Source organism: uncultured Bradyrhizobium sp., from assembly GCF_964252615.1.
In the GTDB taxonomy this organism is placed as follows: Bacteria; Pseudomonadota; Alphaproteobacteria; order Rhizobiales; family Xanthobacteraceae; genus Bradyrhizobium.
This window is the reverse complement of sequence record NZ_CAXUNQ010000037.1, coordinates 39,309-48,267: the sequence shown is the minus strand read 5'-3', so window position 1 is coordinate 48,267 and position 8,959 is coordinate 39,309. Positions and strand designations below refer to the sequence as shown.

The 8,959-nt window shown below is 57.4% G+C and carries 7 protein-coding genes and 1 pseudogene; 3 read left to right on the top strand and 5 right to left on the bottom strand.

Annotated elements, in window-relative coordinates; all coding sequences use genetic code 11:
* A partial coding sequence (locus tag ACFE72_RS17280) for a glycosyltransferase 87 family protein (RefSeq protein ID WP_375414342.1) occupies nucleotides 1-878 on the bottom strand: 878 nt, incomplete at its 3' end.
* Nucleotides 879-1,267: 389 nt separating this feature from the next.
* Here ACFE72_RS17280 and ACFE72_RS17275 point away from each other — a divergent pair.
* From ACFE72_RS17275 to ACFE72_RS17265, 3 genes are all read left to right on the top strand, one after another.
* Complete coding sequence (locus tag ACFE72_RS17275) at nucleotides 1,268-2,095, top strand: polysaccharide pyruvyl transferase family protein (RefSeq protein ID WP_375414341.1); 828 nt, start codon at nucleotides 1,268-1,270, stop codon at nucleotides 2,093-2,095.
* 164 nt (nucleotides 2,096-2,259) lie between these two features.
* Nucleotides 2,260-2,982, top strand: a complete 723-nt coding sequence (locus ACFE72_RS17270) for a hypothetical protein (protein ID WP_375414340.1) — start codon at nucleotides 2,260-2,262, stop codon at nucleotides 2,980-2,982.
* Complete coding sequence (locus ACFE72_RS17265) at nucleotides 2,922-3,875, top strand: glycosyltransferase family 2 protein (RefSeq protein ID WP_375414339.1); 954 nt, start codon at nucleotides 2,922-2,924, stop codon at nucleotides 3,873-3,875. The genes ACFE72_RS17270 and ACFE72_RS17265 overlap by 61 nt, the downstream gene beginning before the upstream one ends.
* A gap of 76 nt (nucleotides 3,876-3,951) precedes the next feature.
* Here the strand turns inward: ACFE72_RS17265 and ACFE72_RS17260 are convergent, their stop codons facing one another.
* The 4 genes and pseudogenes from ACFE72_RS17260 to ACFE72_RS17245 form a co-directional block, all read right to left on the bottom strand.
* Entirely contained in the window at nucleotides 3,952-5,778 is a 1,827-nt protein-coding gene (locus tag ACFE72_RS17260) for a hypothetical protein (protein ID WP_375414338.1), read from the bottom strand.
* Between the two features lie 178 nt (nucleotides 5,779-5,956).
* Nucleotides 5,957-6,886 (bottom strand): glycosyltransferase family 2 protein, encoded by a 930-nt coding sequence (locus ACFE72_RS17255; RefSeq protein ID WP_375414337.1) that lies wholly within the window; start codon nucleotides 6,884-6,886, stop codon nucleotides 5,957-5,959.
* Nucleotides 6,887-7,814: 928 nt separating this feature from the next.
* A pseudogene (locus ACFE72_RS17250) lies at nucleotides 7,815-8,003 on the bottom strand (DegT/DnrJ/EryC1/StrS family aminotransferase); the annotation flags it as partial.
* A gap of 230 nt (nucleotides 8,004-8,233) precedes the next feature.
* Entirely contained in the window at nucleotides 8,234-8,929 is a 696-nt protein-coding gene (locus ACFE72_RS17245; protein WP_375414336.1) for a hypothetical protein, read from the bottom strand.
* Nucleotides 8,930-8,959: the final 30 nt, after the last annotated feature.

The following is an 8,959-nucleotide window of genomic DNA, read 5'->3' as shown; positions in this document are numbered from 1 at the left end:
ACACTCGACATCCACACGCCCAGAAATACGGCCGCGCGGTTGAACAGCGGCGCAATGAATCCCGATAGAACAAGGCTGCCGGAAATGACGGTAAAGAATGCAACCGCGTGAAATGCATTCTTGACGGGCGTAGGATCAAGAAGCCTGTGCGGCCCGGGACCGTCGGCCAAATAGATGCCGCGAATGCGGGCCAGTCCGGCAACTAAAACGGGGAAATTGATCACTGCATAAGGAGCGGAGGCGGCAAATCCCACGACTGTGGCAGCACCGATTGTCGCCGCTCGCCTTAGGAGAGCCGAATAGGAATTCTTGATGGCGAAAAGAGCTGGGATGAACAGCAATCCGGATGCCAGGAAGGTCACTTTGGCCGCCGCGCCGACACCAAGGATCAATCCTCCGATCAGGAAGCGCTCGGCAACGGCGGTATACATTGCGCCTGCGAACAGCAGGTAAAGAAAACTTTCACAGCGGGCGATGTGAGCATCATGAACCATCCCGGGCGTAAACGTCAGAAGGGCCGCCGCAGCGACCAAGCCGGTTTGTGGGATTCCGATTTTCCGCAAGGTGAGGATGACCAGACCAAGTGCCCCGACTTGATAGAGGACGTTCATGATCCGGAGGACAACGACCGGCTCGACGCGCAAGGGCGAGGCCAGCATGATCCAGAAGTGCGAGAGCAGGTTGAAGGAGTAGAAATTGTATTGTGGGTACCGATAATAATGCGGGGATGCATAAATCCAGTTTGGATCCAGCCGCGATGATTCCGACATGCCCCTGGAAACAGCCAGAACAATTCGTTCATCCATCGAGTTTTCCTGCGTGCCGACATCGATTCTGAGCACGAGAAACGCAGCGAGCAGCAGCGTCCAGATCGTCATCCATGACATGCGACGCACGCCTGCAAATTCCGGCGACTTATGCTTCCTTCGTGATCCGGCCGTTGCGAGGCACTCGCCAGGCATCACCAATGCCCGTCCTGATCTGATGTTAGCAGCAAACGATCGACGGAGCGTCGGGATGGATCACCACATCCGAAAGACCAATTCATGCAAGCCGTTTACCTTCGCGCTTCGGGGTCGGCGGTGCCAAAGGGGTAGACTCGCTCGGTAAGTTCGCTGAAAATGACGGGATAAAGCACCGTGAGAAGCAGAATTTAGCAGAATGGGTCATGATCGACCGATCATCTCGACCATATCAGCGATGCCGACATGTCGACAAGTAGCCCGCCAAGCGCCGTGGTAGCCGAGAGCAAATTGGAAATGCAGGCATGAGTCCGCGACGGCGCTTCGGCACCTCCCTGCTTCGTCTGTTTCGGCCGGCGTCGCCGCCTGCACCGGCGGACCTTGAACTGCAGCGAGAAAAAATCCTCCGGATGATTGCCGACGCGCCCGATATTACGTTCTTCAGGCACCGAGGTAATATCGGGGACGACCTGATCCACGCCGGGACTCGGCAGCTATTGGCCAATGTTCGCTACCGGGAGATCGGCACCTGGGATATGCAGGATGCGCGTGGCCATACCGCCCTGATTACCGGATCCGGCGGCTGGTGTATTCCGTTTCATCATCAGCTGCCTCAAGCACTGCCCTGGATCGAGCAGCGCTTCAAGAAGGTCATCATTCTGCCGTCGACGTTCGACCTCGCAGAACCGGTGGTATTCGACGCGCTGCGACGGACGAAAGCCCTCGTCTTCGCGCGCGAGCGCGAATCCTATGAGCAAATTCGTCACGTATGCAATGCAGACATTGGCCATGACTCCGCCTTTTTTTTCGATTTCCGGCCCTACCTGCGCGCCGGCGCCGGTCATCTCGTCGCTTTTCGAACGGATGCTGAATCCGCGCGCGCCGCTGTCCCGGCCGGCAATAACGATATCTCCTTGACGTGCTTTGGCCTCGATCACTGGTTATGGACGATCTCTCGACACGCCACCGTCGCGACCGATCGTGCGCATGTGATGATCGCGGCGACGGTTATGGGTAAACCCGTCGATTACCACCGCACCAACTATCACAAGGTGACCGCCATCGCAGACCATTCGTTGTCCGGATTCTCCACCTTGCGCGCTGCCGAACATTTGCAATCCCGGTTGCTGTAATCGCCGCCGTCCGCCCGTCGCCATGGATGCCAGTTGCCGCCTGCCGGCACCGGCACGGCCGGCGATCCCGGGAACCTCCCAGAGGCGCTCTTGCATGGTAAGGCGGATGAGCGATAACAAGCTGCCTGCTCGACGGGACAAGTCAGCGCAGAAGACGGACCAACATGGACCTGCAGTATCATTCGCAGCCAACGCCCCACGCGGTCATCAGCGAGTTGCTGGCACCCGAGATCTATAGCCGGCTTCAATTCCCTGATTTGCCCGAGGTGCCGGGCGGCCGTACCGGGCACGATTTGTTTTCGTGCGATCCCGGCTGGCCGGAGATCATGCGTTCTCCAGGCTGGGCTGACCTCGCCAGCACGGTCCTGACCGAAGAATTCATGAAGCGCGTGATTCGGCTTTTTGCCGATGACATCCGGGCACGCACTGCCCTGATCGAACCGGATGCCGTCTATCTCGAACCCTACACGGAATCGCGGGTGCAATTGAAAAAGCCTGTCATGGACGAATCCCACGATCCAAACGCGCTGTTCTTCCGCTTCGACTTCCAGGCAACCACATCAACCGGTTGGCATTTTGCACATACCGACCACCCGCGTCGCGTGGTGGGGGGCATCCTGTTCGTTGCGGACGCCGACGACGAAGGGATGGAGGGTGGTGAGTTCGGCTTGTTTTCAGACCTGGAATTCCGCGACGATCGCGTGTGCCACTCGCCAAAACTTGAAAAAGTTTTTCCGCATCAGCACAACAAAGGCATTCTTCTGCTCAATTGCAATACCGCGTTCCACGGACCGCTGCCGATCCGTAAACTGGCCGGAACGCGAAAATGGATTTATTATTCGATCTCCAGCCACAGAAATATATGGCGGCCCGCGGGGCTGAGATGATCGAGCCGCGGATCCAGGAAGTTTGCATGCGCCTGATTCTCACTTTGCTGGTACGAAACAATCAGGACATTGTCGCTGCGAACATCGATTACCATCTTGCGATGGGAGTCGATCATGTTGTCGTGACCGACAATCTGTCGACCGATGATACCAGAAACATTGTCCTTCAATATGTCGATCGGGGCGTCGCCACCCTTCTCGATGAACCGGCAGACGACTACAATCAATCTGTCTGGGTTACGCGGATGGCCCTGCTGGCCGGCTTCGAGCTCGCCGCAGATTGGGTCATAAATTCCGACGTCGACGAGTTTTGGTGGCCTTCAAGCGGCGATCTCAAACAGACCCTGTCGTCGGTGCCGGCGGACATCGGCGTCATAGAAGCAAGACGCGTGAACTTCTTGCCAATGCGCGCCGGCAACGGCCCGTTCTGGCGAGACATGATTTGGCGGGAAGTGAGCAGCCGAAACGCTCTTGGTGAAATGCTTCCGGGCAAGGTAGCGCATAGAGCGGCGATGGATGTTATCGTTGGTGCGGGAAATCATAGCGTGGCATCCGCTACACTGGCCCCAACAAAGGCCGATGAACGCATAACCATCTTTCACTTTCCGATCCGATCGTTCGAGCAGTTCAGGGACAAAATCCGTCTTGGGGGCGCGGCCTTTCAGCGAAACAAACAGCTCACTGCCGACATCGGCCACGTTTGGCGCAAGCTTTACGAGATCGAACAATCCGGCGGATTGAGCGCGTGGTACGAGCAGATAGTCCATGGCGACGATCCCGGCCTTTCGGCCAGCGTGGCGCAAGGCGAGGTCATCGAGGACACGAAATTACGTGATTTTCTCATTGCAATCAAAACGCCTGAGGCAGCGAGCGGATGCAAGCACCCGGTGTGAACCCCGGCGGTCAGGATCGATTGGGCTCGGAGGGCTCACGGAGCCGAAAGCACATCATATTGTGATTGAGCCGATATTACTCGGCAGACCGCGTTAGGTTTGTAACCGAGGAGAAAAAGCGCCGCGCCGATCGAAGGGGACCGGTCATGCGCCAGGACCGACTGGCGTACAGAGCCTCAATTTGGAGCATCATCGCCTGATTCTGCTCATTGCGATCAACCAGCAGCGTCTGCAAATTCCCGATGTGTTTTCGATGACTGGCAATCGTACAGTTCATATCATCAATGTCCGCCTTTTTGCCTAACAGGTCGGCTTCGAGCTCCTTGCAACGGGCGCCGATCTGTTGGAGTTCGCCGGCCAGGCGCTCGCTAAGATCATGGTTGGCGGCCAGGCTAGCCCGCGCTTTGTCCAGCGCGCCGTTCGAAAATTCGAAGTCGGCCCGAAGATTCGCATGCTCGGCCGTCTTGCGGTCGAGCTCGGCATTCAGCTCTGAAATCACAAGGTTCAGGCGGGACTCGTTCTCGATGGACGTAGCATGCAATTTCTCCAGCTCACGGCTCAATGCATCGACTTGCGCGATGTAGCTGCCGCGCTCATTCTCGTTGTGGCGGATTTGGCGGTCCAACTCCCGTCGGTGCGTCTCTATGAGTGCTTGCTGGCGCTTCGTCTGGTCTTCCATCAATGCTTGTTCGCGCCCGTTGTATTCGTCGAGCGCCGCTTGATGGCGCTTCGTCTGATCCTGCATCAACGATTGATGCCTTATCGTCTGTACCTCCATCAGCGCCTGATGCCGCCTTGTCTGTTCCTCCATCAGCACTTGATACCGCTTCGTATCTTCCTCAATCAGCGCTTGATAACGCTTCGTATGTTCCTCCATCAGTGCTCGATACTGCTTCGTCTGCTCCTCTGCTACCGCTCGTTGTTGATTATTCCGGTCAATAGCCAACGCTTGTTGCTGTTCAAGCTCGGAGGATTTTTGGAGGAGCTCCCTGCGAAGCTGGTTTACCTGGCCTTGCTCGGTACGCAAGATCGCGCCGAAAAATCCGGACGCTTGATCGAACCTCGCCCGCACTGCATCGATTCGGCGAAAGACGGGACGGCCTGCTTGCGGTGAAGATGCTGCTCGCAGCAATTGATGGGTTTCCGCCGCCAGAAATAAGAGGTCCGGGTGCTTTTCCAATCCCGCTGATTCATTTCTCTCGTGATACAATTCCGTGGTCAGGAACTTGTCGATCGAGGTCGCCGACGTTTCTGGATCGACCGGCCAGGCGACGCTGGTCGCCGCGCCAGCTCGGCTTACCTCAAGGCGCCAGTCCTTCAGCAAATTTTCGTAGGAGATAATATATCGCGGCATGTTGCGGGAGTGAAGCTCGGCTTCCAGCACGTGCCGCAACCACAACGCAATCGATTTTGAAATCGGAAAACCATCTCTGCGACGAAGCGAAAGGGCTACTTCAAGCGGGTCCCTGAGCGAGAACAAGGCGACCGGCGTCACGCCCATTTCCTTGAGAACAGACAGGAAAAACGGCAGGAACCTGCACAGACGCGGATCCTTCACAACGAAAAGCGGCTTCTCGTCGTATTCGCTTTCGAGGATGTCTCGTATTCGACCGTGAACGCGTTGAGCATCCGGCGATCGGTACCATCCTGGATCGAGCTGCCTCCAATCATCCCAGGACGAATCTGCCGATGCAAGGAGTTCAGTATGAGCCTGAACCAGCGGCAACGATTCAAAATACCCATTGGGATTTGCAAAATTGGCGGGCAACAAGTTAGCGGGAGCCGAAGCACCGAGAGCGCAGGCCACGCCCGACAGTGCAGACGTTCCGCTGCGGTGCATTCCGAGAACCAGAATAGCTCTTCGTTCAGGCCGGTGTTTTTGGGTTGCCGCGGACCGTTTCATTGAGAATCTAGTTTGTTCATCAAGGCCAACAGCCGAATCATGGAACTAGCAGCGAGCATTCCTGAGGTCTAGCAATTTAAGGAATGAAGGAACGAAGGGCCAATGTGTGCCGGATGCAACGGGCCTCCCTGTACGCTGCGCAGCGCGTCACGCATCCGGTGAGAGCAAACATCCCCGCTCAGATCCGGCCAAGCAAAGAGCCGACGACGATCCCGATATTGTCCAGAACGCTCTGCCGATAGGTCCCTGCTTTCCATAACAAATAAAGTCTCTTCGGCAGTGGAGTCTTTCGTGCCTGGGCAAATTGATCGAGGGTAGCTATGCTCGACGGGGTAAGGAGGTGGCGCATTTTGTTCAAGGCTTCGATGTTGGTATCGTTCCAGATCACAACGCGCCCTTGGGCAAATGCCCTCAGTCGAAGCGAGCGCTGGCGCATGCCGACGTTGGAACCGACCAGATTGTATTCATGCTGCCTGTACTTTACGCTGGGCCAGGAATCGTAGCGTGTGACGCCACCGACCCCCGTCACCATCTGATAGGTCCACCAGTCGTGTGCAATCAGTTCGATATCCGCTGGCGCCGCGGCAAGAATTGATCTGGCGGCGCGGTTGAACACCATCGTGTTTCCGCCGCCGATATTTTGTACCAATGCATTCTGAAAGCTTGGCGTCCGTGCAAACAGCGGCGAAAAACCCAGGAGCTTACCATTTTTCCCGACCAGCGCCGTTCGCGTGAAATATAACGCCGGGACATCATCGGGAATTTTTGCAAGCCAGGCGAGGGCTTTCTTCAGCTTGGCCGGAAACCAGATATCATCCTGGTCGCTGTAGGCAAAAAATTCGCCGTCAACGTCTTCGTTTCGTACCAACGACAAGAAGTTTCGCCAAAAACCCTTCCGCGGTCCCTCCAGGAACGTTACCCGCTGCGGAACCTGCTTTGCGAAGGCCTGAACAACTTCGGCGGTCTGATCGGTAGAACCATCATCCGACACAAGCAGCTCCCAGTTGGAATGAGACTGCTCGGAAAAGGACTGAAGCTGCTCGGCGAGATATTCAGCCCCATTAAGTGTCGCGAGCAGAATGACGACCTTTGGGTTGTCAAAGGGCATGTCCGGAATATTCCCGATTCAAAGACGAGTTCCGCGTTTTAACGGCCAATAACCGCGAAATGCCGTCGAAATCTGTCCTGAGAAACCCCGTATAGACCATTTCGACTTGCAGCGGCAACCCTGGCACCGGCGTCACTGTCCTAGACCCCGGCGTAGGCCAAAACGGTAGCCTGTTGGCTTTCATAGCATGCCATATGCGTCTGAGCGCAATCCGCAATCGTTAATGTGCTCGCAGGCTTTCGCCACGACCGAATCTTCTTTCGCATGGCTCGCCCGTAAAGACCGTGCTCCGAAATATGTGGCTATAAGCGCGGCTTCGATAGCCGGCAGGACCCGAGATATAGCGATCGCCGCGGGGATCTTTCACGAAGGGAATCGATAGAGATCGACTCCCCGCACGCCGGTGGGCGTGGTATCCACCTTCGCCGGCTTTTCCTCTGCCATATCCACCTTGCGCGTTCGGCATTTACGTTGGCCAGTTAGCACATTTGCTACCAGCGATTCACGGCGTCGATCACCTGGATGATTTCCTCTTCCTCCATTTCGGAAAGCACGGAATGGTGATAATTTCTTTCGCCAGACGGTCGGTTTCCGGCAACTCACTCGAACTGTATGCCGAATAGCCCGGCTGCTGATGATCGGGTATCGATAGTGAATGTCCGTGCTGACGCCCCGCGTCTCCAGGTGCCGCTGAAATCCGTCGCGGTCTTCGCAACGAAGAATGAAAAGATGAGCTACATTATCGACGCCGAAATCTTGCGGGCAGTTGATCCTTGGATGGCCTGATGGCGCTCGCACGCCGAGCTTCGTTCCAGCGGTCGGGGTGGGGATGCTTCGCCAGCAACAGTGCTGACTGCAATTCGTCCAGCCGGCTGTTTCTTCCGCCTGCCCGGCTCACCTGATATTTTTTGCTCCAGCCATATTGACGCTATGCGCGCAGGCTTTCAGCCATCCGGGCATCGCCGGTCGTCACCATTCCGCCGTCGCCGAGCGCACCGAGGTTGCCTGCCGACTTGCCATTGCGCCTCGCGCCGTGGGCCTGCGCGCAGTCCTCGATCACCGGAATCCCGAGCGGTTCGCGGACGGCGGCGATCGTCTCGACGTCGGCGAGCCGCCCGTAAAGATGTGTGAAGCGGCAAGCTCCTCATGAAGGAGCCGGTTCTGCCGGACGAGGCCGTTCAGCGGGACGCGCCGTGGCATCTGGCTGCGTCTTTCGTGACCGGGGATATGATGAAGGCGAGGAAATGCCATCCATTTTTGCGAGAGGCAAGACCGGGGACGCTCACGAAGCAGCCGCACGCGATTTGACAAAGGGCGCTGGGACGCGCGTGAGAACTGGTTCTCGCCTTAGAGACCGTCCGATTCCCCGTTTTTCGGAACCGAACGTGGAATAAATGGAGCATAGCCGCCGTTCTGCGCGGGCTGAACCGCTTCCACCGGCTGCATCGGCAAACCGGAACCGCCGGCGGGACCTGGCAGACCGTCGGGACGCTGAAGCGCAAGCACTTCGACTTGGTCTGCCTTCTTCAGGGTCACTTCGCGTGGCAGGACCGAACTTAATTCCCAGCCTGAATGGGTTTCTCCGGTCCGCAGCCGAACGACGCCCTGATTGGTGCGGTCGAGAAAGACGGCGATGGCGTCGCTTTCGCCGACAACGGCGCCGATCAGCATCAGCGTCGGATGGTCGGGTTCGGCCAGCTTCTGCATCACGGGCGCCGCGACCGGCTCTATCACGGGTCCAACCACCGCCCGCGGCGGCGGTCGGCGGGACATCGAAAAGACCGGCCGCTCCTGCGTCGCAGTAAGAACCGAGAGCGGCACGGACCATAGCGGGTTGCCGCTCGGATATACTTTGCCGCTATCGCGCTTCTGGATCTCCAACGGCTTCAGGGTGCCGACCTCCAACCGCTCCGGAGCTCCGGCAATATCATTCGGCAGGATGTCCAGCGTCGTGGAAGTCGCAGCACAGCCGGTCCGCACCTCGCCGACTGCCAGAATTACCCCGGAAAACAGCACCAAACCGACGATTTCGGACCACTTCATCATCTTTTCCTGCCGGCGGCGAGCCCGGTA

Excerpts from the sequence above, each read along its gene's own strand:
- ACFE72_RS17275 (WP_375414341.1), top strand. The coding sequence starts at position 1,268 with ATGAGTCCGCGACGGCGCTTCGGCACCTCCCTGCTTCGTCTGTTTCGG.
- ACFE72_RS17270 (WP_375414340.1), top strand. The coding sequence starts at position 2,260 with ATGGACCTGCAGTATCATTCGCAGCCAACGCCCCACGCGGTCATCAGC.
- ACFE72_RS17265 (WP_375414339.1), top strand. The coding sequence starts at position 2,922 with ATGGATTTATTATTCGATCTCCAGCCACAGAAATATATGGCGGCCCGC.
- ACFE72_RS17260 (WP_375414338.1), bottom strand. The coding sequence starts at position 5,778 with ATGAAACGGTCCGCGGCAACCCAAAAACACCGGCCTGAACGAAGAGCT.
- ACFE72_RS17255 (WP_375414337.1), bottom strand. The coding sequence starts at position 6,886 with ATGCCCTTTGACAACCCAAAGGTCGTCATTCTGCTCGCGACACTTAAT.
- ACFE72_RS17245 (WP_375414336.1), bottom strand. The coding sequence starts at position 8,929 with ATGAAGTGGTCCGAAATCGTCGGTTTGGTGCTGTTTTCCGGGGTAATT.